This window comes from Photobacterium carnosum, assembly GCF_021236965.1.
Lineage (GTDB): Bacteria > Pseudomonadota > Gammaproteobacteria > Enterobacterales > Vibrionaceae > Photobacterium > Photobacterium carnosum.
Genome location: NZ_WMDN01000008.1, coordinates 137,073 through 162,753, shown reverse-complemented (window position 1 = coordinate 162,753; position 25,681 = coordinate 137,073). Strand labels below are relative to the sequence as shown.

General features: G+C 39.0%; 29 protein-coding genes. 17 read left to right on the top strand and 12 right to left on the bottom strand.

Features of this window, described 5'->3' with window-relative positions:
* Positions 1–648: 648 nt before the first annotated feature.
* The 3 genes from GLP24_RS10155 to GLP24_RS10145 all read right to left on the bottom strand — a co-directional run bounded on the left by GLP24_RS10155 (position 649) and on the right by GLP24_RS10145 (position 2,329).
* Positions 649–1,116 carry an outer membrane lipoprotein gene (locus GLP24_RS10155; protein WP_101768185.1) on the bottom strand — a complete coding sequence of 156 codons (468 nt, stop codon included), beginning with the start codon at positions 1,114–1,116 and terminating at the stop codon, positions 649–651.
* Positions 1,117–1,246: 130 nt separating this feature from the next.
* Entirely contained in the window at positions 1,247–1,828 is a 582-nt protein-coding gene (locus GLP24_RS10150; protein ID WP_232615954.1) for a tRNA-uridine aminocarboxypropyltransferase, read from the bottom strand.
* Between the two features lie 81 nt (positions 1,829–1,909).
* Positions 1,910–2,329, bottom strand: a complete 420-nt coding sequence (locus GLP24_RS10145) for a hypothetical protein (protein WP_152653759.1) — start codon at positions 2,327–2,329, stop codon at positions 1,910–1,912.
* A gap of 61 nt (positions 2,330–2,390) precedes the next feature.
* Here GLP24_RS10145 and GLP24_RS10140 point away from each other — a divergent pair, with 61 nt between their 5' ends.
* Entirely contained in the window at positions 2,391–2,849 is a 459-nt protein-coding gene (locus tag GLP24_RS10140; RefSeq protein WP_152653760.1) for an EVE domain-containing protein, read from the top strand.
* 63 nt (positions 2,850–2,912) lie between these two features.
* On the opposite strand, the gene GLP24_RS10135 is transcribed toward GLP24_RS10140, so the two are convergent.
* Together GLP24_RS10135 and GLP24_RS10130 are read right to left on the bottom strand one after the other, a co-directional pair.
* Positions 2,913–3,728, bottom strand: a complete 816-nt coding sequence (locus GLP24_RS10135; RefSeq protein ID WP_232615953.1) for a Cof-type HAD-IIB family hydrolase — start codon at positions 3,726–3,728, stop codon at positions 2,913–2,915.
* 158 nt (positions 3,729–3,886) lie between these two features.
* On the bottom strand, positions 3,887–4,861 hold the full coding sequence (locus GLP24_RS10130) for an alpha/beta fold hydrolase (protein WP_232576025.1): 975 nt from the start codon (positions 4,859–4,861) through the stop codon (positions 3,887–3,889).
* Between the two features lie 201 nt (positions 4,862–5,062).
* Here GLP24_RS10130 and rhtB point away from each other — a divergent pair, with 201 nt between their 5' ends.
* Positions 5,063–5,680 (top strand): homoserine/homoserine lactone efflux protein, encoded by a 618-nt coding sequence (gene rhtB / locus GLP24_RS10125; protein WP_232615952.1) that lies wholly within the window; start codon positions 5,063–5,065, stop codon positions 5,678–5,680.
* A 75-nt stretch (positions 5,681–5,755) separates the two neighbouring features.
* Complete coding sequence (locus GLP24_RS10120; RefSeq protein ID WP_221943604.1) at positions 5,756–6,982, top strand: EAL and HDOD domain-containing protein; 1,227 nt, start codon at positions 5,756–5,758, stop codon at positions 6,980–6,982.
* Positions 6,983–7,138: 156 nt separating this feature from the next.
* Here GLP24_RS10120 and GLP24_RS10115 read toward each other — a convergent pair whose 3' ends face one another.
* The 3 genes from GLP24_RS10115 to GLP24_RS10105 form a co-directional block, all read right to left on the bottom strand.
* Entirely contained in the window at positions 7,139–7,615 is a 477-nt protein-coding gene (locus GLP24_RS10115; RefSeq protein WP_101768178.1) for a Dps family protein, read from the bottom strand.
* Between the two features lie 142 nt (positions 7,616–7,757).
* Positions 7,758–8,645, bottom strand: coding sequence for a patatin-like phospholipase family protein (locus GLP24_RS10110; protein WP_101768177.1), 888 nt, complete (start codon positions 8,643–8,645; stop codon positions 7,758–7,760).
* A 109-nt stretch (positions 8,646–8,754) separates the two neighbouring features.
* A complete protein-coding gene (locus GLP24_RS10105; RefSeq protein WP_101768176.1) occupies positions 8,755–9,612 on the bottom strand; it encodes a LysR family transcriptional regulator in 858 nt (285 codons plus the stop codon).
* Between the two features lie 206 nt (positions 9,613–9,818).
* On the opposite strand from GLP24_RS10105, the gene GLP24_RS10100 reads away from it, so the two are divergent.
* The gene (locus GLP24_RS10100; RefSeq protein ID WP_045035854.1) at positions 9,819–10,541 is read left to right on the top strand and encodes an SDR family oxidoreductase; all 723 of its coding nucleotides are present in this window, start codon (positions 9,819–9,821) and stop codon (positions 10,539–10,541) included.
* Positions 10,542–10,697: 156 nt separating this feature from the next.
* Complete coding sequence (locus GLP24_RS10095) at positions 10,698–11,702, top strand: acyltransferase (protein ID WP_232603710.1); 1,005 nt, start codon at positions 10,698–10,700, stop codon at positions 11,700–11,702.
* Between the two features lie 54 nt (positions 11,703–11,756).
* Here GLP24_RS10095 and GLP24_RS10090 read toward each other — a convergent pair whose 3' ends face one another.
* Positions 11,757–12,089, bottom strand: a complete 333-nt coding sequence (locus GLP24_RS10090; protein WP_101768174.1) for a DUF2500 domain-containing protein — start codon at positions 12,087–12,089, stop codon at positions 11,757–11,759.
* A 183-nt stretch (positions 12,090–12,272) separates the two neighbouring features.
* Between GLP24_RS10090 and GLP24_RS10085 the strand changes: the two genes are divergently transcribed.
* The 3 genes from GLP24_RS10085 (at position 12,273) to GLP24_RS19985 (ending at position 13,827) form a co-directional block, all read left to right on the top strand.
* Positions 12,273–12,632 carry a DUF4145 domain-containing protein gene (locus GLP24_RS10085; protein ID WP_232615951.1) on the top strand — a complete coding sequence of 120 codons (360 nt, stop codon included), beginning with the start codon at positions 12,273–12,275 and terminating at the stop codon, positions 12,630–12,632.
* An 864-nt stretch (positions 12,633–13,496) separates the two neighbouring features.
* Positions 13,497–13,721, top strand: a complete 225-nt coding sequence (locus tag GLP24_RS10080) for a putative signal transducing protein (RefSeq protein ID WP_232615950.1) — start codon at positions 13,497–13,499, stop codon at positions 13,719–13,721.
* Positions 13,702–13,827, top strand: a complete 126-nt coding sequence (locus GLP24_RS19985) for a DUF7577 domain-containing protein (protein WP_456291275.1) — start codon at positions 13,702–13,704, stop codon at positions 13,825–13,827. The genes GLP24_RS10080 and GLP24_RS19985 overlap by 20 nt, the downstream gene beginning before the upstream one ends.
* A 74-nt stretch (positions 13,828–13,901) precedes the next feature.
* On the opposite strand, the gene GLP24_RS10075 is transcribed toward GLP24_RS19985, so the two are convergent.
* Both GLP24_RS10075 and rsmD read right to left on the bottom strand, forming a co-directional pair.
* Positions 13,902–14,168, bottom strand: coding sequence for a DUF1145 domain-containing protein (locus tag GLP24_RS10075; protein WP_101768170.1), 267 nt, complete (start codon positions 14,166–14,168; stop codon positions 13,902–13,904).
* A complete protein-coding gene (gene rsmD, locus GLP24_RS10070; RefSeq protein ID WP_232615949.1) occupies positions 14,165–14,770 on the bottom strand; it encodes a 16S rRNA (guanine(966)-N(2))-methyltransferase RsmD in 606 nt (201 codons plus the stop codon). Before rsmD ends, GLP24_RS10075 begins: the two co-directional genes overlap by 4 nt.
* 84 nt (positions 14,771–14,854) lie before the next feature.
* Between rsmD and ftsY the strand changes: the two genes are divergently transcribed.
* From ftsY to glpD, 9 genes are all read left to right on the top strand, one after another.
* A complete protein-coding gene (gene ftsY, locus GLP24_RS10065) occupies positions 14,855–16,261 on the top strand; it encodes a signal recognition particle-docking protein FtsY (RefSeq protein ID WP_232615948.1) in 1,407 nt (468 codons plus the stop codon).
* A gap of 4 nt (positions 16,262–16,265) precedes the next feature.
* Positions 16,266–16,934, top strand: coding sequence for a cell division ATP-binding protein FtsE (ftsE, locus tag GLP24_RS10060; RefSeq protein WP_101768167.1), 669 nt, complete (start codon positions 16,266–16,268; stop codon positions 16,932–16,934).
* Positions 16,924–17,856: a permease-like cell division protein FtsX gene (gene ftsX, locus GLP24_RS10055; RefSeq protein ID WP_101768166.1), complete on the top strand. Its 933-nt coding sequence runs from the start codon at positions 16,924–16,926 to the stop codon at positions 17,854–17,856. The genes ftsE and ftsX overlap by 11 nt, the downstream gene beginning before the upstream one ends.
* A gap of 178 nt (positions 17,857–18,034) precedes the next feature.
* Positions 18,035–18,895 carry an RNA polymerase sigma factor RpoH gene (gene rpoH, locus GLP24_RS10050; RefSeq protein WP_232602793.1) on the top strand — a complete coding sequence of 287 codons (861 nt, stop codon included), beginning with the start codon at positions 18,035–18,037 and terminating at the stop codon, positions 18,893–18,895.
* Between the two features lie 548 nt (positions 18,896–19,443).
* Positions 19,444–19,764, top strand: coding sequence for a thiosulfate sulfurtransferase GlpE (gene glpE / locus GLP24_RS10045; protein WP_101768164.1), 321 nt, complete (start codon positions 19,444–19,446; stop codon positions 19,762–19,764).
* Positions 19,765–19,874: 110 nt separating this feature from the next.
* Positions 19,875–20,714, top strand: a complete 840-nt coding sequence (glpG, locus tag GLP24_RS10040) for a rhomboid family intramembrane serine protease GlpG (RefSeq protein ID WP_152653768.1) — start codon at positions 19,875–19,877, stop codon at positions 20,712–20,714.
* 361 nt (positions 20,715–21,075) lie between these two features.
* The gene (glpT, locus tag GLP24_RS10035) at positions 21,076–22,446 is read left to right on the top strand and encodes a glycerol-3-phosphate transporter (protein ID WP_101768162.1); all 1,371 of its coding nucleotides are present in this window, start codon (positions 21,076–21,078) and stop codon (positions 22,444–22,446) included.
* 119 nt (positions 22,447–22,565) lie between these two features.
* The gene (locus GLP24_RS10030; RefSeq protein ID WP_101768161.1) at positions 22,566–23,327 is read left to right on the top strand and encodes a DeoR/GlpR family transcriptional regulator; all 762 of its coding nucleotides are present in this window, start codon (positions 22,566–22,568) and stop codon (positions 23,325–23,327) included.
* A gap of 234 nt (positions 23,328–23,561) precedes the next feature.
* Entirely contained in the window at positions 23,562–25,097 is a 1,536-nt protein-coding gene (gene glpD / locus GLP24_RS10025) for a glycerol-3-phosphate dehydrogenase (protein WP_232615947.1), read from the top strand.
* Between the two features lie 68 nt (positions 25,098–25,165).
* Here glpD and GLP24_RS10020 read toward each other — a convergent pair whose 3' ends face one another.
* The gene (locus GLP24_RS10020; protein WP_101768159.1) at positions 25,166–25,588 is read right to left on the bottom strand and encodes a flagellar basal body-associated protein FliL; all 423 of its coding nucleotides are present in this window, start codon (positions 25,586–25,588) and stop codon (positions 25,166–25,168) included.
* Positions 25,589–25,681: the final 93 nt, after the last annotated feature.

Sequence of the window (25,681 nt, the reverse complement as noted above, 5' to 3'; positions counted from 1 at the left end):
TACCTATTATAGGAAGGGATATAAACGCTATATACATAGTTTATTTATCGTAATGAAAATAAAGTCATGCTAACTAAATAATATAAATAAAAAGTAACAGTTAAATTATTTTTTTGACTATCTTACTTAATCAAAAAAATAAATTAATTATAATTCTTTTATTGTAATTATTTAATGGCATCACCGTTTAGCGATTTAACGCGAGCTATGATGCTGCTATTTTGATAAAAAAAAAACGGTAAAAGCGCAAAGAAACGTTGCATATTTAGAGCGTAATTTGATAAACAGTATTGTTATTCGATCGCTTAATTTAGTGGAAATTAACATTCCATTATAAAACGTGGGAATGTAAATATTAAAAATTACTTAATAACAGTGATTTAATTTAATTAATGATTGATGTTTGTAATATAAACTAGCAGTCCACCCCCATAATTCTGAAATAGTTATGCATTAATTGTGAGATTCTATGTTCCATTGATTTGTTATTTTTTTTTAATAATAACAAACCTTAATCTAAGATGAATGTTTAGAGGGAGATTTAATGGATAAAATACGAGGTGTGGAGGTTATTTTTATAAACTAGATACCATTTTTAGGCACTAAAAAAGGAGCATAAGCTCCTTTTTATTGAAAATAATATTGTGCTTAAGCGGGTGTTACACGTGAAGTGCCATTATCACTAAGGTTAACTTGTACTCGCTCACCAGTATGGAATATCACTTGAGGATTGACTTGTTGCACAATAGAAACGGTGCGACCACTGTCCATTTTTATGGTTAAGTTAACGCCATTGTGTTTTGTCACTTGATTCCCTGCGGCATTACCTAAATAGCCACCAAGCAAAGCACCACCTATCGCAGCGATTTCAGAACCGGTTCCGCCGCCAACGCCTGAACCTAAAATACCACCAATAGCACCACCGGCTAATGTACCAATGCCATTCCCGTTACCGTTTAACGTTACAGCTTGAGTACGCATAACGGTACCGTAATAAACTTGTTGCATCTGGCGAGCGTCATTTACATTGTAGGCATTGCCATAAGGATTAGCCGCACAGCCTGCAAGACCTAAGGTAGAGGCTATTATTACAACAGCAAGAATTTTGGTTTTCATGGTATCTGCTTCACTAAAAATACGGTGTATAAAATGGTTCTTTTTAATCTGAGCCTTTTTATTTAGAAAATAAAGCAGTAAATCTGATATTACAAAAACAACAGTTAGATAGTTTAATCACAGCTGATGGTTATTTCGCGTGACCACTTTTGTCGGCGTGATAGATATTAATAAAATGATTAAAATAGGTTTGTAATTGTTGTGCTGCTTGGTGGTGTTGTAATAGATCTAATAATTCAATCCCTACTTCACAGGTACAAAGGTGTCCTGGTTGTTGATTACGGCGTAAGGCATAGCTGGATGTTTGTTGTGGCGTTATAGCAATGCGCGGCAATTGATTTAACCATGGACTTTTACGTACCATTTTTCGTGCTTCTTGCCAGGTTGCATCAAGAATAATAAATAGTATTTTGCGGTGATTAGTCTGCGGTTGTGGTAATGATATTGACGGATGTTGTTCATTACTAGGGAAGACTAACCATGCTTGATAGTTAGGATCTTGTAGTTGGTCTAATAATGCTTGTGGTGGTTCAGTGCGGTGCCATATTTCGACACGACAGCTGGGCAGTGTTCGAGTCATTAACACGCCAGTGTTGGTATCTTTGTTGCATTCACGCGGATGAGTAAGTAGCACAAAGTCGGCCGTTGATTGTAATTGTGGTTCGGTATCACAAATACAATTAAATTGAAAACCGCAACGCTGACAAGCCATAATTTCTCTCAAAGTGAACAATAAAGGTGGCAGTGTGGCATAACGCCACCTTTGAGTCACGATAGAGAATAAGAGGGGGCTTTATTGACGTTGTAAAATTAATCCTTCAACACCTAATTCATAGGTTTGCCCATCAACGGTTTCTTGCTGAGTGCTTAATTGCTCTGAGTGTGGGTCATAGCTATAAATACGTTCACTATTAAGTGGTCGTCCTTGGTGGGTAATCATAGTGACTTTTACACTCGTTGGGTTAATAGCTTGCCAATGACCAGTTTCTAATAAGTCAGGATCGCCATTGGTATAGGTGTAGGTTGTTGTTGCTGCATGATCACTGGCTAAATGAAGATGTGTCGTTAACCCCATTTCAGTATCACTCTTATAGTTACCCACCCATTGTGATTCTGCTGGATCGCTTTTAAACGCTGAAGGCATCCAGCTGGCACAGCCCGATAAGGTTGTTGCCGCTAACAACAATGCAAGTGATAAGCGTGGGTAGGTCATTATGTATTCTCTATGGTAGGCTTTATTTCAACATTGAAATTAGCACAATTAGGGGAGATCAGTGGCGTATTGGTTATTTAAAACCGAACCCGACACCTTTTCAATAGACACTTTAAAACAACAAAAAGTTTCACCTTGGGAAGGGGTTCGTAATTATCAGGCTCGAAATATGTTGCGAGATGAAATTAAATGGGGTGATCAAGTATTGATTTACCATTCGTCTTGTAAAGATATTGGCGTGGTTGGTATTGCCAACGTGGTTAAAGAGGCGTATCCCGATCATTTTCAATTTGAACCGACAAGTGGGTATTTTGATCCCAAGGCAACCCGAGATAAACCACCGTGGGTAATGGTTGATATTGAATATCTGCAACATTTACGGTTAGTGAGTTTAGCGCGAATGAAAAAGGCAGTTGAATTAGCCGACATGCCATTAGTTAAACGAGGTAATCGACTCAGTGTCATGCCTGTAACTTTCGCTCAGTGGCAATGTATATTAGCGATGACGGGGCAGGGTTGATCATAATCAGTGACAGTAGACTACGCTATGACTGTCACTGGTTATGTTATTTAGAAGAATGAATCACGATACGACTAAGGGCGTTAATAAATGTTGCTCTAAATAATGCGCTACTGCTTCATCGGCGTTAGAGCCTATAACTTCATTATTAGGTAATGCCTGTTTCACTTTTTCGTGAGAGGTGCTCATTACCAGACCTTTGCCAGCCATTGCTAGCATTTCAGCATCATTCATACCATCACCAAAGGCGATACAGTCTGCAAGTTGATAACCTAAAGCTTCAGCAACGGCTTTAAGAGCATGACCTTTTGATATGCCTGCATCCATTACTTCAAGACACCACGGGGTAGAGAAAGCAACATTAGCTTTATCGCCAAAGTGAGTATTAAAGCATTGTTCCCATTTTACCAGCGCTTCATGATCCTCATCATCACGGGTAAGGAAGACTTTAGCTACATTTTCTACGGGTGGATTGTTGGCATCGTACAAATGATAACTAAAGCTATCATGGAATTCTTTTAACTGTTCATTATCATGATTCAGTAGCCATTGATCGCCACAATACATATGAATATGCAGCGCAGGATCATCTTTAGCAAGTCCAATTACACCACGAATAACGTCAGCGCTAAGATCTTGTTGAAAGACCAGTTCGCCTTCGCTGTTATGTACTCGAGCACCATTTGAGGTGATCATATAGGCTGGAATAGCTAATTTTTCACGTATCTCTGCAACATCAATATGATGACGACCCGTTGCAAACACGAAATTTATTTTTTGTTGGGCAAGACGTTGTAATACATCTCGAGTAAATGGCGCAATTTTATGTTCTGGATTTAGTAATGTGCCATCTAAATCTGAAGCAACAATTTGATACATGAAAGCTCTCAATAAATAGAAATGTAGCGAAAATAAAGATAACGAGATCGAATGTGAGTCGTTAATCTTAAACTACTATGAGAGATAAAAAGGGGTTGATGTTAGTAATAAATATTTCCGCTTTTATTTTTGTGATGGCGTAGTCTTTTTAGGGCTATTTACTGTTCTGACGTAGCAAAGTAGTTGCAAATTTCCGATAGGGCGATATTACGATATTGATCACTTTCAAATAATAATTCGTGATGAGCGTCATCAATAGTGACTAATTGGCTACAATGCGGTGTTTGTTGGCAAAAATGACGATGTGCTTGGTTATCGACAATATGATCAGCACTACCTTGTAATATTAAGGTTGGGGTAATGATGTTTTTTGCCTCAAGAATACTTGCGCGAGCCCCAGCAAGGCTTTGCCATACCCAACGATTACTGGCACCACCTAAACGTAATTGTGGTTGTTGTTGGTAGAGCGTTTTTGTCCATTGAAAACGAATATCACTATGGGTTAATGGATTATTAGCGAAGGGTTTAGGATAATAAGATCGTTGCCCTGGCGCATAGGTCGGTTGGCGATGAATATAATCATTAAAGCGAGCGAGTGGTTCGGCAAAAAAACGTAAGCTTGGCTTTAGATAAATGCCATGCATTGGTGCACTTAATACTGCTCGATCAATCAGTTTAGGATGACGTGCAAGCAGTAAACTACTGATCGCTCCGCCCATTGAGTGACCCAATAAAAAGAGATGTTGATAGCCTTGTGGTTTGACGATATCAGTTATAAATGTGTGAAGGTCAGTGACGTAATCATCAAATTGATCAACATAACCCATTTCAGGATCGACGGTTAATCGTTGTGACATCCCTTGCCCACGGTGATCAAGAGAGTAAATGTGGTACCCCTGATTGATTAAATCAAAGAATAGCTCTTGGTATTTACAATAACTTTCGATACGCCCATTTACAATTACAATCACTTTATTACTTTTGCCGGGGGTTAAACTAACCCAACTTAATTGGCACTGATTGACGCCTTGCAAGGTGCCTTGATACCGTTGTTGCCATAATTTTGTGATTGGATCTGCCATCATACGACTGAAGCTAGCTTCTTGTGAAAAAGGTAAGGCAGAGAGGGTCATAACGTTTCCGAAAGTTGTGAACTATGAGGCAAAGTATTAAATGATATTTACACCGACAAGTTATCTCGTTGCTTATTATCATATTTGCCAGTATACCTTATTTATTACTTGTAGCGTAACAAAGCAATAAGTTGCTTGCTAATCAAAGATTAAGGTATAACACGCCTTTTAATTGTTTGATACAATCATCAAGGAATATCAATGAACGTTGAAGTTTGGCTGACTTATGTTGTTGCTGCTATTGTGTTTAGTTTTGCGCCTGGATCTGGCACCATTAATTCGATCAGTAATGGCATGGTGTATGGTTGGCGTAAGTCATTAGCATCAATTGTTGGTTTGCAATTGGGGATGGCGGTTCATATCGTATTGGTTGGGGTTGGATTAGGGGCTTTAGTTGCTCAATCAACCGTGGCTTTTTCGTTGATAAAATGGATTGGTGCGGTGTATTTAATTTGGTTAGGCATTCAAAAATGGCGTGAGCAGAGTGCATTATCCATTGATAGCGTTGATAAGTCAGTGACTGCTAAGCGTTTATTTCAACGGGCGGTGCTGGTGAATTTGACCAACCCTAAAACGATTGTATTCTTGGTGGCTCTATTCCCACAATTTATTGACGCGATTCAGCCGCAATTACCACAATTATTGATCTTAGGGGGAACAACATTGATTATTGATGCTTGTGTGATGTTATTTTATGTTAGCTTGGCATCACGTTTTACCCACTATATTCGTTCAGCGACTGTAATGACGCGCCTTAATCGTATATTTGGGTCGATGTTTATTGGTTGTGGTGCATTACTTGCCTTAGCGCGCGCATAATATCGATAATATTTCGAGGTTGGTATCTTGTGATAACCTGTCATTAATCATTGTGGTCTAAAAGGTATTATTACCATGTTTTCTTATGTTGCTCGTCAGCCTATTTTTAACCGTCGTCAACAAACGATTGGTCATGAGCTGTTATTTCGTGATGGAGAGTGTAATGCTTTTCCTGTGATTGATGCTAACGAAGCAACATGTCGACTTGTCCTTGAAAATTATATGGCAATTGGCAATAATCATATTTTTAAAGGTCAACGAAACTTTATCAATTTCCCCCAAAATTGTTTAGTAAATTTAATGCCATTATTACTACCAAAAAATAAAGTGGTTATTGAAATATTAGAGACCTGTATTCCCAATGATGAGTTATTTTTCGCTATAAAACGCCTTTATCAAAAAGGTTATATTATTGCGCTTGATGATTTTGAATATGATATAAGATGGCAACGTTTTTTCCGTTATGTACATATTATTAAACTTGATTTGTTGATGCTCGGTTTGAAAAAGGCGTGTGATTTTGTGCGCGATAATCGTCATTTAAAAGTAAAATTTTTAGCAGAGAAAGTTGAAAATCATGCTGCTTTTCAGGCGTCACTTGCTGCGGGTTTTGATTTTTTTCAAGGTTATTATTTTAGTCGGCCTGAAGTTTTAAAACATCGTAAAGTTGCTGCATCTGAATTAATCACTATTCAGTTATTACAAGCTATTAGTTGTGAACCCGTTGATTTTGATAATATCGAAAAGATCATTAGTAGTGACGTATCACTGTCTTATTTATTACTGCGTTATGTGAATAATGCTAATCATCATCGATTAGTTGAACCCATCAGTTCCTTTCATCAGGCATTAGTGTATTTAGGGGAAGAGAAACTCCGCATGTTTGTGGGGGTTGTCGCAACCGCTCATGCTGCATTAGATAAACCTAAAGCACTGTATGCTCTATCATTACAACGCGCTAAAATGTGTGAAGAATTAGTTAATTATAGTTCATCAATGATACCCAAAGAACAGGCGTTTTTGGCGGGGATGTTTTCATTATTAGATGCATTATTAGACAGTTCGTTAGCCGATTTATTAGTGTTATTAAAACTGCAGCCTCATATTCAAGCATCGTTGTTACATCGCGAAGGGGAGCTTGGACAAGTATTAGATTTAGTTGATGCTTTTGATAAAGCAGATTGGCAACAAGTGGCAATAAAATGTAGTGGGTTAGGGTTATCAGAACAGCAGGTGCAAGACAGTTATTTACAAGCTGTTACGTGGGCTGAAAACTGTACTCAAATTGATTGTTCGAATTAAAAAAACGGGGCCATAAAGACCCCAAAAAGAACCATATAATGTATTGCCATAGTCAGGCGGGTCGCCTTGGATAGAAATATACGGTTATGACACTCGTATATTTTTTAAATGTTAGTAAGTGACTAATTCACTAACATTATGTAGTTTCGATTATAGTTATTGCAGATAAGCATTAAGCATCCACAATAATTTTTCTTGTTCGCGAATATAATCGCCCATCAATGCCGCAGTACCTTCATCACTTGCATCACCTGCCGCTATAAGAATGCGACGTTGTTGACCGAGTAAAATACTAAAGCTATTAACTAAGCCTTGTACCCCTTGTTGACCATCACAGATATTTTGTTGTTCTTTGATGTCACTTGCTGCTAAATAGCGGCTGAAGCTGTGATCGGGTGTGTAGCCAAGGGTTAGAATACGTTCAGCTAATTCATCGATTTTAATTTGAAGATCCGTATAAATTTCTTCAAACTTTAAATGTAATTCAAAAAACTGTTGGCCTTTGATATTCCAATGATAACCACGCGTATTCATATAAAACACTTGGTAGTTAGATAACAGCTGATTGAGGTCTGTCGCTAGCGCTTGGGCTTTATCACTATCAAGACCGATTAAATTGGTTTGGTGAGCCATGGTACATTCCTCATAAAATGGTTAAAAACAAAAGCAGGTTTCATTTTGATGAAGTCAGTATAGATAAACACTATTGATAGGTATAACTGTTGTTATCTATTGTAACGATAGTTTTAATCTATAATTACTAAGCGATGAATGACTAGGCAACTAATACTTCAGGATCGCAATGCTCACCTTCACAAGGAATAATTCCACAGATACGATGACCGGCTTGTTTTCCTTGAAAGTAACCTTGTTCTAATTTATTGAGATTGCGAGTTAGACGACCAACATGAAAATCGTGATTAGGTGCGATAACGGTAATCGTACAATCTGCTGGCGGATGATTAATAAAATCGAGGGCGGCATTATAGCGGCTAGCGCGCGTCATCACGGCGTCTGCAAAAGCGGGGTGATCGTGAAACATGGATTTGATTAACCACGGCAGTTTGGTGTCCTGTTTATGAAAACCAAGTGGTTTAGATAAAATAACCGTGATCTTACGCGCTCCACGGCGATATGCTTCAATAACAGGAATTGAATCACCAATTCCGCCATCACTCATTGCAATGCCATCAATCGTCGGATTATGACGATAAGCAACAGGCAGGGCACAGGTCGCTTCCATTAATGGCATAATATTATGGCGCGTTACCTTAATATATTCTGCGGAGCCCGTTTCTAAATTGGTTGTGGTCGCATAAAGTGGGATTTGGCGTTGCTCATATTTGAGTAGGTTCAGCGGTAAATAACGAGAGGTTGTACGCCATAACCAGTCGATATCGGTTAAATGACCGCCGTGAGTGAAACGAGAAAAATTAATAAATTGAGGATCACGAGAATATTGAGTAATAATTTTATGACTGCGACCATAATTACCACTTAAATAACCGATTAAATTAGTTGCTCCCGCCGAAACACCAATTGCAAAATTAAACGGTAAATAGTTATTTTCAAGGAATGCATCCAACACACCACTGGCAAAAATACCGCGCATTGCACCACCTTCAACGACTAATGCATGGGAAGTATGTTGGGTTGTATTCATTGAGTAACCTATTTATTTAATCTATTTAACTCATATTCTCTAATGTAAGGATAAAGAGATTTACAGTAATAAAAAATTCGATTTTTCTTATTACTGTGATAGGTAAAACTTAATGGTTAGATTGGTGGTCAATTGCAACGCGTTGGCTTAACACTTTAATACAAGCTGCTAACGCCGGATTTAGCGTTTTAGTAGCGGGATAACATAACCCTAAACGACGAAACATGCGTGGCCCTTCAAGAGGGACTGTGACTAATTGGGTCGCACTTTCTAACACACCCGTCGGTAGAAAAGAGATCCCTAATCCAGCTTGAACTAAATGCATTACTTGGGTTTTATGTTCTGCTTTAGCCACTAAATTAAGCGATAGACCATCGCACGCCAGTAAGCCAATAGTTTGTTGATGTGCTTCACACGGCGGACACTCAATAAAATCATGTTGGTGTAATTGTTGAGGCGACACACTGGTTAAGCTGGCGAGTGGGTGATCGGGCAACATGCACAGCACATAATCCTCATCCCATAACGGCAGAAAAATTTCATCTTCAGCTTTAAACATATCTAACGTTAATCGCGCATCGGCTTTTTTATCATGATCGACTAATTCAATTAAAAGATTTGGAATTTGCTGGTGCAATTGTGCTAATACAAGTGCTAATTGGCTTTGACTAAGATCGGCAAAATTAGCCAATGTTAGGGGTAAACGTTCAGTGCGTTGTTGAAAGAGTTGTGGCAGCGTATTAACGTCATTTAATAATCGAATCGCTAATGGATATAGATAGTGTGCTTCGTCGGTAAGGTTAACCCCTTTTTTATGTCGCACAAAAAGTTGAGTTGTTAGCTCTTGTTCTAATTGCTTGATACCACTTGATATTGATGGTTGAGATACACAACAGCGCTCTGCGGCTAAAGTGATATTTTTTTCTTCATAAACAGCAATAAAAAACCGTAATAAGCGTAAGTCCATCAGGTAATACTCGATCAAAAAAGACGCGGTTAGCCTATCACATTGTTGAAACTTATGACGGCTTGTTGTTATCCATAGTTTTTATTGATGATAAACCAAGGAAATAGATATTTTTCAGTTTCGATAATTCGTTCTATAGTTATTGCCATCAACAGCATCTTAGCTGGCTGCATCAATAGTGCGGTTTATTCTAGAGGAACAAAAACATGTCGAAATCTTTAGTTGTGATCACCGGTGCAAGTTCAGGTATTGGTGAAGCTACTGCGCGTAAATTAGCAGCAGAAGGCTACCCATTATTATTGTTAGCGCGTCGTGTTGAAGCGATGGAAGCATTAAACCTACCGAATACATTGTGCCGTAAAGTAGATGTGACTGATGTTAAAGCGATTGCGGCGGCGGTTGCTGAAGCTGAGCAAAAATTTGGTCCAGTCGATTGCTTAATCAATAATGCCGGTATGATGTTATTAGGTCTTGCTGATGAGCAGGATCCTGCTGAATGGCAAACCATGTTTAATGTCAATGTGATGGGGATGCTGAACGGTATTCATGTTGTTCTTGCGGGCATGAAAGCACGTAAAACAGGTACTGTTATTAACATCAGCTCAATTGCGGGTCGTAAAACCTTCCCTAACCATGCAGCTTATTGCGGCACTAAATTTGCTGTACACGCTATCACTGAAAATATCCGTGAAGAAGTGGCTGATGATAACGTACGCTTTATTACTATTGCGCCTGGTGCAGTAGAAACTGAATTACTAAGCCATACTAGTAGCGATGCGATTAAAGCCGGCTACCAAGAATGGAAACAAGGCATGGGTGGTGTAATTGCACCACAAGATATTGCTAATGCGATTAGCTATGCTTATAACCAGCCTCAAAATTTATGTGTGCGTGAAATTGTATTAGCGGCAACACGTCAACAACCTTAAGCCTCAGGTTAAATCGCTGTCAATAATGAGTGAGTTATCGGTTAATTCATCAATGTGATAGATACTTACAGTTAAGTGACTGCTATATTCAAAGCAGAGCCATAAATGATTATGGCTCTGCTTTTTTATATCTGCTGTTTATATAAGGGGTCGTTGGTGAGAGAAAAAGTGGGATTTTTTGATTTACTGCGAGTCGTTGCTGCCTTGGCAGTCGTCGTGATCCATGTCCTTGGCCCCTATCGAGATCAGTTGGGTCAAATACCGGATTGGCAGTGGATGAGTGCGATTACGATCAATAGCCTTAGTCGCTGGGCTGTCCCTGTGTTTATTATGATTACTGGAGCATTGATGCTCAGTGATCAGCGTCCTTTTGAGCCTGTTTATTATATTAAACGTCGCCTCGGTAAAGTATTAATCCCCTTTTTGGTATGGTCGGTATTTTATGCCTTCTTCTCTGGTCTAACGGTTAATGGTTTTGATAGCGCACTAAGTTGGTCGGTACTGAAAAAACTGCCGACCCATGAAACCTATTATCACCTTGGTTTTTTCTATTACTTCATTCCTCTTTATTTGGTTATTCCGGTTATTCAGTGGTGGGTACAAAAAGCAGAACCAGGGCAAGTGAAAGGGGTCATTATGGTATGGCTGCTGATCACGGGGTTATATCTGTTTTATATTGATGGCTTATGGAGTGAAACCTATTTACTTTATAGCGGTTATTTATTATTAGGTTATTGCCTGTATCAATACCGTTGGCCTAGTTTAATGGTACTACTGCCGTTAGCGGTGATTGCGGTTGTCGCAACTGACTATAGCGTGATCAGCCATAGTTTTGCTGCTGATGAATATAAAGTCGCTCGCTGGATGTCATACAAAACGTTGAACACGGTTGTGGTTGCTGCGACGGTCTTTTTACTTTGTCGAGCGGCGAGTAATAAGTTAAGTGTATCGACTCAAACTCAATTAGGTTGGTTAAGTAAATATAGCCTTGGAGTGTATTTGATTCATCCGATCTTTTTATGGCCATTACGGGAATATGATCTCTATTTTGCTAATCCGTTAATTGCTATTCCAGTATGGACAATGATTGCAGCGAGCTTAGCGCTGGCGACCAGTTGGTTATTGAGTCGTAGTCGTTATACGGCGTGGTTAGTGCCATAACGGTGTTAATTATTGTCTGTTTGCTCATTAGGCAATGAGCAAACAGTACGATGGCTATTGGCGCTGTAGTGCAAAGTGAATAAATTGCTGGCCACGGTAGGTCATGGTACCGATGTCGCCAGGATTGAGCGCTTGGTAATAATGAATACCAATCATAAACTCACGCTTAGGCCCGCCCGCTAACGGTTGAACATAAAACCAATATTCCTCATCTTCCTCTCCCGGCTGCGCACCAATAATACGGTTACTTTGTTTATCTAAAATTTGAACATCAACTTTTTTTTCTGGTGCATCAATACCTAAGATATGACGGCGATAGTTATAGATAAAATAGGTTAATGCCAGTAGTAATAGTAGGCACAGTACGACAATAATCCATGTCGGCATCTCCAAGCTCCTTGGTGGTTAATACGCTATATTAAATAAATACCGCGATATTATTCACAGCAAATTTATACATGCCTAACTTTGGATAATAAAAGCGTGATCTGAATACAATTATTTTACTAAAACACTATGTTGAATGGGTAGCTTAGGTAAGGTAATTGTAATTGAAGGTTGAGGGAGGTGATGATGGATATTGAACAAGTCATTGAGAGATCGCGTCGGCTAGAAGACTTATTACGCCAACATTATCACGCTAAAGGTACTGATTTAACGCAATTAGTTCATAGTTGTGATAATCGTTTTCCTGATGATGTCTCTAGTAAATTAAATGAAATTAATATAATACATCAGAAGTTAATGATGGAAGATGGCTTTGATATCGATAATTATCAGTTGTTTATGGATTTATGTGCGGAGTGTGAAGTGGAATTAATGCCACGTAGTAGTCGCTTAGTGTGGGGAGCTGCGGTTTTACTGCTTGGGGGGATTACGTTAGCGGCGTTGGGGTTCTATTTTTATCATTGGCAGCACATTACGTTATAACGAAAGAGCATAGAGATAATCCAGATAAAAAAATGGCGCCATTAGGCGCTATTTTTTTGTTTCTTGAGTAAAGCTTAGTAAATAACAGGTAGTGTCATTAAACCAACAACAATAGCAATCATTACAAGCCCTTGTTTTTGTGAGTGTGTAAGCATAATTTATAATCCTTAATGGTGGTTTTATTTTTTCTTGACAATAAAGATAACATGTTTTTAACGTTATTTACAGTGTGGATGGATAATTATGTCATATAAAAACATTTTACATGGCAATAAAAGCCATTTATCACTATTAAACCCATAGTTTTTTATATTGTAAATATAATGTTAACTGTTGTCTTGCGGTTTGTTTTTAATGTTACTCATTGTTTTTAATGTATTTTATTTCTTTGTTTCTTTCAATCTGTAATGGCTATGATGATTTTTGTAAAAAATAACCAAAAATAGATGTTGTGTGTCTGTAATGCTATTTTTGTATTGTTTTTTTTGGTTATCTTTTGATCTGTAACGGCGGTTGTATATTAAATGGTTAAGTTATTGGTTTTTCATTTTTTTTAGCAATAAAAAATATTGTTTTCATTATTAAATTGAGCATTGGTATGGCTTGTTGTTTTTTTTCTATATTTTAACAAGATTTAAAATTAACCAATTGTATTTAAAGCATTATTTTTATTTTATTTTATTTTATTTATATGTAATCTTTCGATTTTTTGGCTGAATTAGTAATGATAAGTAACGTGATTTTATTTGTTTTTCATTGTGTAATAATGAGTGAGGAATCAAGTGGATTTAAGATTAGAGACAGAGACTTGAGTCAGTATTGCTATCTTTAATTAATTATTTTCATATTTAGTAGGGTAGAAATATGGCGAATCAACAATGGCAATGTGTGTATAGCGCCGGAAACAGCTTAGAAGCACATAGTTTAAAAGGTTTGTTAGAAAATACTGGAATGTCAGTACGGTTGACGGGGGAAGCATTAGCTGCTGCTGCGGGTGAGCTACCGATGAGTGTGATTGAAGTGCAGTTATGGGTTACCGTATCTCAATGGCAGCAAGCTTTAGTCGTTATTGAGGGGGTATTTACGTAATGATTATCACGATTGGCATTGCAAGCATTGTGGCGAGGTTAATCAGGGCCAATTTGAACTGTGTTGGCAGTGTCAGCATGATAAAGAAGAGTCACTCGATCATTAATTTTAAGTTATAGATAATATTTGAGTTATAGATAATAAAAGCGAGCATCAATGATGTTGCCCGCTCAATAGGTATTACATCATGTGCTTGCGACGGATATCTAGCAGCGCGAAGATACCAAAAATTAAAATTGACCAATACTCCCAACGCGACATCTTGATTTTATCACCAAATGCGCCAACGAAAATGAGCATTTGTAAGCCATGCATCATGAATAAAAAAGCGGTCATGATATACAGCGCTATCGCGGACACTCCTGGAAATGGGTGGACGATATTAATGAATAATATTAGCCAGACTAAGGCAATCGCTATTTTGGCAGTAATGATCAGTGCTTTCATGGTTCCTCTCTGGAAAATAAGCGGTAGCACACTTGGCCTGCGCTTTTTTCACGATGTAAATGCCAGTGGCTAGGTATTGCCAACTGACCTAATTCCTTTTCTGCTTCAATATAAATCATTGCATGTGGTGTTAACCAGCCATTATTTTCTAACGCTGTGATAACATCCTGAATAAGATCTTTTCGAAACGGAGGATCGATAAAAACAATATCGTGTGGCGTACCTGTTTGTGACAAAAAGTGTAAACTGTCGCCATTGATCACAGTAGCATTGGTCGCTTTTACTGTGTTGAGGTTTATTTCGAGTTGTGTGGCCGCTTTTTTATCAAGTTCAAGCATGGTGACACTTTCTGCACCACGTGAAAGTGCTTCAAAACTTAAGCCACCACTACCAGTAAAGAGATCGAGGCATTTAGATTGATAAATGTCTTGCGCTAACCAGTTGAAAAGTGTTTCTTTGACACGGTCAGTGGTTGGGCGGAGTCCTTCGACATCATGAACGGGTAATTTGCGTCCACGCCATTGTCCGCTGATGATTCTAACGAATCCACCAGGACGATTATTTTGTATTTTGCGAGTTGTTTGCTGTCTTCGCTGCGTCATAGATTTTTTTGACCGTTAAGAAAATGATAGTATACACCTGTTTTTAGGCCGTAAATTGTACCAATCAAGCGCTAGGATTTGCCAATGGCAGAAAAAAAGAAACGCGGATTATTTTCATGGCTAGGATTTAGCTCTGAAGATAACGACGCATCAAAGGAACAAGCTACTGATCAATCAGTAGTTGATGGCTCGGTTGATAGCCAAAAATCAACACATTCCTCTGACGATGAGTCGTTGAAAGCCGGTCATAATGATGACTTTGAGCTAGAAACACCCATCGACCCAGAATTAATCGCTAAAACTAATGATCGCCAATTGGCTACGACGTTGCAAGAAAATGATCATCAAAAAGACAGTATTGTTACTGATAGTGTTATTAATGATGAGATTGTAACCGTAGATGAAAACCATCAAGCGTTATTAAATAATAGTAATGATGGAAGTGAGCCATTACTAACATCGGTAACTGAAAATGCTATTGATGCCAATGTTAGTGATGTAATTGCTGACGATGACGATCAAAATACTGTAGTCATCACGGCGGCTACTGAACAAGAAAAACCAAAATCAGAAGGTTTTTTTAGCCGCTTAATGCGCGGTTTAAAGCGTACTAAAACCAACTTTGGTGCTGGTTTCTTTGGTTTGTTCCGTGGTAAGAAAATTGATGATGAATTATTTGAAGAGTTAGAAGAGCAATTATTGATCGCTGATGTTGGGATGGATACCACGTTAAAAATCATTAATAACCTTACTGACAAAGCATCACGCAGTGATTTACATGACGGCGAAGCTCTCTATAGTTTATTAAAAGATGAATTAGGTGGAATGTTGGCTAAAGTTGAACAACCGTTAGTGGTTGATATGACTAAAAAGCCTTATGTTATTTTGATGGTTGGCGTTAATGGTGTCGGTAAAACGACTACCATTGGTAAATTAGCCAAACAATTCCAAGCAGATGGTAAATCAGTCATGCTAGCTGCTGGTGATACCTTCCGTGCCGCGGCTGTGGAGCAACTACAAGTTTGGGGTGATCGTAATAATGTGCCTGTGATCGCTCAGCATACTGGCGCTGATAGTGCATCCGTGATTTTTGATGCCATTGAATCAGCTAAAGCCAAAAATGTTGATGTTGTTATTGCTGACACCGCTGGGCGTTTGCAAAACAAAGGTCACTTGATGGAAGAGTTACGTAAAATTGTGCGGGTGATGCAAAAGATTGATAGCGAAGCCCCGCATGAGATTATGCTGACATTGGACGCTGGTACGGGTCAAAATGCCATTAGTCAGACAAAACTGTTTAGTGAAGTGGCTCCAGTATCGGGGATCACCATTACTAAATTAGATGGTACGGCTAAAGGTGGTGTTATTTTTGCAATTGCTGATCAATTCAATATTCCAATTCGTTATATTGGTATTGGTGAAGGCATTGATGATTTGCGACCATTTGTGGCCGATGAGTTTATAGAAGCGTTATTTAGCAACGAGGAATAATAAAGTGATTCAATTTCAGCAGGTAAGTAAAGCTTATCGTGGTGGTAGGCAAGCCCTACAAAAAGTAGATTTTCACCTCAAACCCGCAGATATGGCTTTTTTAACGGGTCACTCTGGGGCTGGTAAAAGTACCCTGCTGAAATTAATTTGTGCCCTTGAGCGTCCAAATGACGGCAAGATTTGGTTCAATGGTCACGATATTACTCGATTACCAAATAAACAAATCCCATTTTTGCGCCGCAATATTGGTATTATTTTTCAAGATCATAAGCTTTTAATGGATCGCAGTGTTTTCGATAACATTGCTTTGCCATTACGGGTTGAACAAATGAATGAACATGATATCAAGCGTCGTGTGAGTGCATCTTTGGATAAAGTCGGATTATTGGATAAGGCAAAATGTTTGCCTATCCAATTATCTGGCGGTGAACAACAGCGCGTCGGCATTGCCCGCGCAATTGTTAACAAACCAATGTTACTGTTGGCTGATGAACCAACAGGTAATCTGGATGCTGAATTATCACAACAAGTGTTGCGATTATTTGAAGAATTTAATCGAGTTGGCGTAACAGTATTAATGGCAACGCATGACACATCATTGCTTGCTAGCCGTGATTATCGTCGTTTAGATCTACATAAAGGTAATTTAAGGGAGCTAGCTCATGGCGCGTAAATCTATTGGTTTTTTTGCAATTCATCGCCAACAAGCAAGCTCTGCATTAAAAGACATGTTTCGTCATCCACTCGGTAATTTTTTAACTCTTGCCGTATTAGCTGTCGCATTAACCTTGCCATGTACTTTTTATTTAATGGCGAAAAATATTACAGCGGTTGCTGATGCGTGGCAAAACCCAAGCCAAATCACACTGTATTTAAAGCACAATACCAGTAATGACGATGGGCAGGCACTTGCTGATGAAATTAAAAATTGGTCACAAGTTAATAGCGTCAAATTTATTACCGCGGATCAAGGTTTAGAGCAGTTTCGGCAAAATGGTGGTTTTGATAAAGCCCTCAATTTGTTTGATGAGCAAAATAATCCTTTACCCGCAGTGGTAATTGTTGAGCCAAAGAGTGATTGGCAAACGACGGCTAAAGCCAATGAATTAGCCCAAAAATTGGGACAGCAAAAGCATGTTGCTGAAGTGCGTTTAGATCGTGATTGGCTGCAACGTTTAGCCGCAATTCAACAGTTAGCGATTGCGTTGGCATTATTAATGTCAGGCCTAATGCTGTTTGCGGTGTTCTTAATTGTGGGTAACACCCTGCGCTTACAAGTGCTTAGCCATAAAGATGAAATCCAAGTCATGAAAATGGTTGGTGCGACCAATAGTTATATTTTACGCCCTTATCTTTATGTCGGGGTGTGGTATGGCTTGATTGCAGCGCTAATTGCATGGGGATTAACCCAAGGGGTAGTTTTATTATTAGGTGATGCTGTTGCGCAGTTATCTAATTTGTATGGTAGTCATTTTAGAATGCTGGGCTTGAATTGGGATGAGAGCGTAATCATGATAATGATAGCCACCTTCTTAGGTCTAATGGCTGCTCGTCTTGCTGCTGGACGTCATTTGCGTGAAATTAACCCAGTATAATTGTTGTTGTTAATCATTTTAAAACAACATGATAAGAAAAAGTGATGCTTATAATCATATATATTTGTGCTGTGACTTGCATTTGAACTATGTTTACAGGCATCATTGTCGGTTCACACAACGATAGCATGTGCTCAATAACCGTTGTGATTGCACGAAAATTACACGAGGTTTTCGAATGTCAAATGAGATGTCGAAATTAGTTCTAGTTTCGGCGGATAGTCTTGAAAGTTATATTCAGACTGTAAACCGTTATCCAATGCTAACGCCTGAGCGTGAAAAAGAGCTTGCTGAAGCTTTACACTATGAAGGTGATATTAATGCTGCTAAAGCATTAGTGATGTCCCATTTGCGATTTGTGGTGCATATTGCTCGTGGATATTCTGGCTATGGTTTGCCGATTGCTGATTTAATCCAAGAAGGTAATATTGGGTTGATGAAAGCGGTTAAACGCTTTAATCCAGAAGTTGGCGTGCGATTGGTGTCTTTTGCGGTACATTGGATTAAAGCTGAAATTCATGAATATGTATTACGTAATTGGCGAATAGTAAAAGTAGCAACTACCAAAGCACAACGGAAATTATTTTTTAATTTACGTAAATCAAAGAAACGCTTAGGCTGGTTTAATAACGACGAAGTGAACATGGTCGCTCAACAGTTAGGGGTTGAACCTGCTGAAGTACGCGAAATGGAATCACGTTTAGCGGCACAAGATCCTACGTTTGAAATGCAAAATGATGATGATGAACGTGATTCAGCACCTATGGCTCCCGCATATTTCCTTGAAGATAAAGGCTCTGATGTTGCTTTGAGTTATGAAGAAAGTAATTGGGAAACTCATGCCAATAATCGTTTATCTCAAGCATTAGCCAGTCTGGATGAACGCAGCCAGCATATTGTTCGTTCACGTTGGTTAGATGATCAAAAGTCGACTTTGCAAGATTTAGCCGATAATTATGGTATATCAGCAGAGCGTATTCGGCAGTTAGAAAAAAATGCCATGAAAAAGCTTAAAGATTCAGTGGGCGATTTTTACTAATTGGTCATGTTACTTTACGCTATAAAAACCGACCTTAGTGTCGGTTTTTTTGTAGCTGTCGATCGTCTAAATTTATAGTCGCTAATCACTATTATAAGGTAGGAGCTTATCTATCTGATTTTATGTGTCATAAGTCACATTTGTGAATAATTGTGTGTATGCTTAGTTGACTTATACACAGCTTGTTGTGGGATCCGATCTACATGTTGTGGATCTTTTTGGTGAAAACCACATTATCAACGCAATCCACAGACTTTTCCACAGGTGGTTACTTTGTGTTCGATTGTAAATTGCTATCACCAATAACTCCTTGTTGGTATTGAACTGTTATTGTTGCGAGCCGTGATTGTTATGTGGATAAAGCCTTATTTTTTGGTGGGAGATACAGTGCTTAAGCTAAGGTACAATAGTGATTAATTACTGATTTTGGTGGATGAATTGTCAGGATCGTGTGTTTACGATCCAATATGAACATTATCGATCGCGATCATAAATAGCATTATCAGCCTTTGCTATTACTTTTATTGATGCCATTAAAAGGAAACATCATGGAACAGTTTCAACATATTTCAGTACAAGATGCCCTGCAATTATTACAACAACCAGAGACCGTACTGGTTGATATCCGTGATCCCCAATCTTATGCATTAGCCCATGCTCAAGCGGCATTTCACCTTACTAACGATACAATGGTGACATTGATGGATGAGGTTGACTTTGAACAACCATTATTAGTGATGTGTTATCACGGTGTCAGTAGTCAGGGCGCCGCGCAATATTTAGCTAATCAAGGTTATGAACAGGTGTATAGCGTTGAGGGTGGTTTTGAAGCTTGGCGTCGTGAAGGCTTACCGATGGTACAAGCTTAGTTAAGTTTATCCTTGATAAGATGAGTAATAAGAGGGCGAGTTACTCACTTTGAATGTAACTACCTTTGGTATTTAGTACTGATAATCTCCAATCCATTAGAGTGATAACTATGCATCGCTTAGCTGAATTTTATAACCCTCGTCACGCACAAGCATTTATTGATTATATGGCTTCACGGGGGATTGAACTGACTTTAGCGCCAGAGCCTGAGGGTAAGTTTGCGTTATGGTTGCAAGATAACCAACATCTGATTGAAGCCGAAGCTGAATTGAATGCATTTATTGCTAATCCTAATGATAGCAAATATCAAGAAGCATCATGGCAAGTGGCAGAGAGTCGCACTGCAAAATTTGATTATTCTAGCCCGAGTCTAATCTCGATGGTTAAAGCCCAAGCCGGTCCATTTACATTACTAGTGATGGTGGCATCACTGGTCATTTACGGATTGTGGTTATTAGGATTTGAATCGCTATTATTTAATTGGTTCCATTTCCCGTTTATGAATGGTGATCAATGGCAGTTGTGGCGTTATTTCAGCCATGCGCTACTCCACTTTTCAGCCATGCATGTAATTTTTAACTGTTTGTGGTGGTGGTTATTAGGCGGACAAATTGAACGTCACAGTGGCTCTGCTAAATTAGTACAGTTATTTCTTATCTCTTCGCTAATTTCTGGCTTTGGTCAATTTTGGCTTGATGGTCCTAATTTTGGTGGCCTATCTGGTGTTGTCTATGCCTTGTTGGGGTATATCTGGTGGATGGGTTGGCTAGCACCACAACGTGGATTAGTGATTGCTCGCTCTTATGTAGTGTTTATGTTGGTGTGGTTGATCATTGGTTTTGCTGAGCCCGCAGGCATTGCCATTGCGAATATGGCGCACTTAATGGGTTTATTGACGGGCTGTGCGATTGCGTTAGTGGATGCTAAATTACTTGGTCCTAAACACTAGTCTTCTGGCTGTTTTTCCTGCAACTACTGTGGTGATGTTTGGTCTGCTTACATCACCACAGTAGTGATAATTATCTTGATATTAACTAAAGCTGTTGATTATTTGACAGTGAGTCCAATGTTGATATAAATCCGCGTTATTTTCATATCTATTCATATTTATCCGTCTGTCTTTGACTGTTTTCACATTTTTAATTATTCATTCGCGCAATAATCAGTCTCGTTTTGAGCGACATCGAAAATAAAACGATCGTTTATAGCGTGGGATTGTAAAAATAGTATCTATAAGATGCCACAGCGTATTGTGATGCGCGAATGGTACTCGATGCCCTACAGCAGTGAGATAACAGAAAGGAACATTTATGTTTGGTTTATTTACCCCTGAAGCGCATAAACAGCGCTTGCCTGATGGAAGTATCGATCCAGTTTATAAGCGGTTGCGGTGGCAATTGTTTGTAGGTATTTTTTTTGGTTATGCTGGTTACTATTTAGTGCGTAAAAACTTTTCGCTAGCGATGCCCTATTTGATTGAAGAATATGGCTATAGCCGCGGTGAATTAGGGGTTGCGTTAGCGGCAGTATCAATTGCTTATGGCTTATCTAAATTTTTAATGGGGAATGTGTCAGATAGATCCAATCCTCGCTTCTTTTTAGCCTCGGGATTGATATTGTCATCGATAGTGATGTTGTGCTTTGGTTTTATGCCTTGGGCGACTGGCAGTATTACCGCGATGTTTGTGCTGTTATTTTTAAATGGCTGGTTTCAGGGGATGGGATGGCCAGCCTGTGGGCGAACCATGGTGCACTGGTGGTCACATAAAGAAAGAGGTGGGTTAGTCTCGGTCTGGAACGTGGCTCATAACGTCGGTGGTGGCTTAATTGGCCCATTGTTCTTATTTGGTTTATGGGCGTTTAATGATGATTGGCGTTCAGCGTTTTATGTACCTGCTTTTTTTGCGCTATTAGTTGCGGGATTTACTATCTTAGTGATGCGTGACACACCGCAGTCTTGTGGCTTACCACCGATTGAAGAATACAAAGACGATTATCCTGAGAGCTATGATAAATCTTTTGAAGAAGAGATGACCGCCAAAGAAATTTTCTTTAAGTACATTTTTAATAATAAATTATTGTGGTTTATTGCGATTGCGAACGCGTTTGTTTATTTGATTCGCTATGGCGTATTAGATTGGGCACCAGTGTATTTAGGCGAAGCGAAAGGCTTTACCGTCGATAAATCATCATGGGCTTATTTCCTTTATGAGTGGGCAGGGATCCCCGGTACATTATTATGTGGTTGGATATCCGATAAGCTATTTAAAGGTCGTCGAGCACCAGCAGGGATTTTATTTATGGTGCTAGTGACTGTTGCAGTATTGGTGTACTGGCTTAATCCTCCGGGTAATCCGACTATTGATATGATGGCATTGATCTCGATTGGCTTCTTAATCTATGGTCCTGTGATGTTGATTGGTTTGTATGCGTTAGAGCTTGCACCTAAAAAAGCAGCAGGTACTGCGGCTGGGCTAACGGGGTTATTTGGTTATTTAGGTGGTGCAGTAGCAGCGAATGCATTACTGGGTTATACGGTAGATAATTTTGGTTGGGATGGCGGCTTTATGGTTCTAACCGGTTCTTGTGTGTTAGCTATTTTCTTCTTTATTATCACTATGATTGGTGAAAAGAAGGCCTATCAGAAGCAGCAACTTGAGTTACAACAGCAAAATGGTTGATTAAGTTTGGCTTCTTGGTAAAGCTGTGAGTAATATAAAAAGGCTTCGCATTGGCGGAGCCTTGTTTTTATTACCTTTCATTGCTGAATATGGCAGGTATAGATAGGAGCTTTCCAGCCGTGAAGCAAAGTAAACGTCATCAAGAAATTATTGATTTAGTTATGGGCCAGGGATATGTCAGTACTGACGATCTTGTGGCGCGTTTTAATGTAAGCCCACAAACGATTCGCCGCGATCTTAATGAGCTGGCCGATGAAAATAAAATTCGTCGTCATCATGGCGGTGCAACCGTCCCTTCCAGTTCAGTTAATACGGCTTATACCACTCGTAAGGTCTTACAGTTAGAGCAGAAAGACCGCATAGCCAAAGCATTAGTGAGCCATATTCCTGACGGTGCAACCTTATTTATAGATATAGGTACTACGCCAGAAGCGGTGGCGCGCGCATTAATGAATCATAACGATTTACGGATCGTAACTAATAACCTTAATGTTGCTAGCTTACTGATGGCTAAAGAAAACTTTCGAGTGATTTTAGCTGGTGGTGAGGTACGTAATCGTGATGGCGGTATTGTAGGTGAAGCAACGCTCGATTTTGTATCACAATTTCGATTAGATTTCGGTATTTTGGGTATCAGTGGTATTGATCTTGATGGTTCATTATTAGATTTTGATTACCATGAAGTTCGGGTTAAACAAGCGATTATTGAGAATAGCCGTTGTGTGATGTTAGGCGTTGATCACACTAAGTTTGGTCGTAATGCGATGGTAAATCTAGGTGATATTAGTCAAATTGATATGTTATTCACTGATCAATTACCCCCACTCAGTTTGGTTGAGCGATTACAAGAAAATGAAATCCATTTTGAGGTGGTAGCGTAAATCATTATATCGATAACCAGAGACTTAAATAACGGGCTTCTTTAAATAGAAGCCCGTTTTTTTTGGTTTGTAATTGTTATAAGCATTAAGTTTGCGGTAATGATCAAATTTTTGTCATAACAATGTTAACTAATGCTGGATTAGATCAATATATACGCTATTATTAAATTAATTACTTTCGAACGAACATTTATAGTTCGTTTTGTTATGTTTGATTGAATAGGTGTGAACATTATGACAGTAGCATTAAGCGGCCTCGAAAATAGTCAAACGTTAGATTTAATTGTGATTGGTGGCGGCATTAATGGTACTGGCATTGCTGCTGATGCCGCGGGTCGCGGGTTGAGTGTTGGTCTTTATGAAGCGGATGATTTTGCATCAGCGACCTCATCAGCCAGTTCAAAATTAATTCATGGTGGTTTGCGTTATCTTGAGCATTATGAATTTCGGTTAGTGGCTGAAGCCTTAGCTGAGCGAGAAGTATTACTAAAAAAAGCGCCTCATATTGCTAAACCAATGCGATTTCGACTGCCACACCAGCCGCATTTACGTCCTGCATGGATGATTTGTGCTGGATTATTCTTATATGATCACTTGGGTAAACGCACCACCTTACCAGCCAGCAAAGGATTATCATTTGGTGCTGATTCGGTATTAGTACCTACGATTAAACAAGGTTTTGAATATTCTGATTGTTGGGTTGATGATGCGCGATTAGTGATTTTAAATGCGATGGAAGCCGCAAAATATGGCGCAGAAGTGCGTAACCGTTGTCGGGTTGAAAAAGCCGTTCGAGAAGGGGATATTTGGCGCGTGACTATTAAAGATATTGTAACGGGCGCAACATTCCAACGTTGTGCTCATGGGCTAGTGAATGCAACTGGACCATGGGTGAAATCATTTTATGATCACAGTACAGATTTAGAATCACCACGCAATATTCGATTAATTAAAGGCTCCCATATTGTGGTGCCGCGGGTGCATGAGCAGCCGCAAGCGTATATTCTTCAGAACGAAGATAATCGAATTGTATTTGTGATCCCTTATTTAGATCGCTTCTCTGTGATTGGTACTACCGATGTTGAATATCATGGTGATCCGCGTGATGTCGCCATTGATGATCAAGAAATTGATTATTTATTGAAGGTGTATAACAACCATTTTGTGCATCAATGCCAGCGGGAAGATGTGGTATGGAATTGGAGTGGCGTTAGACCATTGTGCGATGATGAATCCGATTCACCACAAGCGGTAACGCGTGATTATACCTTAGAGTTAGAGCAGCAAGCAGATGAAGCGCCTTTGCTTTCTGTGTTTGGTGGTAAGCTCACTACCTACCGTAAGTTGGCAGAATCAGCATTAGCTAAATTAGCGCCGTTTTATTCTAACATGGGTCCTTCTTGGACCAAAGATAGCTACTTACCTGGTGGCAGTGCTGATTTTGATGGCGATAAGTTAGCAACGCAGCTACAACAACAGTATCCGTGGTTAAATGAATTTACTTGTCAGCGCATAGCACACAATTATGGTATTCGTGCCAAGACGTTATTGGCAGGAATTACCACCGAAGCTGAGATGGGACAGCATTTTGGTGAAGGGGTTTATCAGTGTGAGCTTGATTATTTAATAGCGCATGAATTTGTACAAACAGCGACGGATGCGCTATGGCGTCGCAGTAAACTAGGTTTGTATTTAACGCCATCACAGCAACAATTAATTGGTGATTATATTATTGATCATCAAGCACAAACGGTAATTGCGGCTGCATAGCCATTATTATCTTTATGGTAAACATTTCAATAAAAAGCGCCGATGGGCGCTTTTTTTTATGGGCGTTATTATTGGTATAAATATTTAGTAAATAAAAGTTCATTGACTGGAGTATGGCCTGTCTCGACAAGTAATAATTGGTTGATTTTTTGTTTACTTAATTGACGAATTTTTTCACGGCCAGTTAATGATTTTATTTGTTGTTCTGATTGTTGGTTAATAATGCTAATTATAGCGTCACGGATCAAAGGATCATGATGCTTAATATTCATTAATTGATTGTTATTCTTCAGCATTAAATCGACTCGCAACTGAATATACCCTAATCGAGAATCATTAATGACATAGTTGGTAGTGATATCTGGTGTTAAGGTGTAATAACCAATATTTGATTGGGTTGGATCGCTAGTGGGCTGTTTTGCATAAGTGATTGGCGACAGTAATGTTATCACCATCAAGAAACAAGCTACAAAAACAGTTTTTTTCATCATGATACTCATGCAGTTAGGGACATTTAGACGCAACTAGGTGTAATCTACCACGGTTAACGATATTCGAACTCGTTACCTCTTGCTACAATAGCA